At 52.1% G+C, this 631-nt stretch carries 5 tRNA genes; all 5 read right to left on the reverse strand.

Annotated features, from left to right (window positions below):
• Positions 1-66 precede the first annotated feature (66 nt).
• Positions 67-143 (reverse strand) — tRNA-Asp (locus CWC28_RS20835).
• 31 nt (positions 144-174) lie between these two features.
• Positions 175-251 (reverse strand) — tRNA-Asp (locus tag CWC28_RS20840).
• A 37-nt stretch (positions 252-288) separates the two neighbouring features.
• Positions 289-365: transfer RNA gene (locus CWC28_RS20845), tRNA-Asp, on the reverse strand.
• Positions 366-395: 30 nt separating this feature from the next.
• Positions 396-472 (reverse strand) — tRNA-Asp (locus CWC28_RS20850).
• A gap of 41 nt (positions 473-513) precedes the next feature.
• Positions 514-590, reverse strand: a tRNA-Asp gene (locus CWC28_RS20855).
• Between the last annotated feature and the right edge of the window lie 41 nt (positions 591-631).

Genomic DNA, 631 nt, shown 5'->3' on the forward strand with positions numbered 1-631 from the left:
ACTGAACTACCACTCCGCAGTGGTATGTGCATGGGGTAATGCACTTAATTTGTTTATGATATCAAATGGCGGAGTGGACGGGACTCGAACCCGCGACCCCCGGCGTGACAGGCCGGTATTCTAACCAACTGAACTACCACTCCGCAGAGATATCATTGTTATTACTTAATTTGTTGGCGGAGTGGACGGGACTCGAACCCGCGACCCCCGGCGTGACAGGCCGGTATTCTAACCAACTGAACTACCACTCCGCGATACAAATTTTGTAATAAAATAGCGTTTAAATAGTGGCGGAGTGGACGGGACTCGAACCCGCGACCCCCGGCGTGACAGGCCGGTATTCTAACCAACTGAACTACCACTCCGCAGTATCTAATGCTATTTATTTTTCCTATTGGCGGAGTGGACGGGACTCGAACCCGCGACCCCCGGCGTGACAGGCCGGTATTCTAACCAACTGAACTACCACTCCGCAAAGGAAAATGTTTTACAACCATAAGTTGTGCAAGTAATTGGCGGAGTGGACGGGACTCGAACCCGCGACCCCCGGCGTGACAGGCCGGTATTCTAACCAACTGAACTACCACTCCAGCGCATACTTACAAATTGTCGAAAATTGGCGGAGTGGGCG

The organism is Pseudoalteromonas sp. S4492, from assembly GCF_005886115.1.
Classification (GTDB): domain Bacteria; phylum Pseudomonadota; class Gammaproteobacteria; order Enterobacterales; family Alteromonadaceae; genus Pseudoalteromonas; species Pseudoalteromonas gelatinilytica.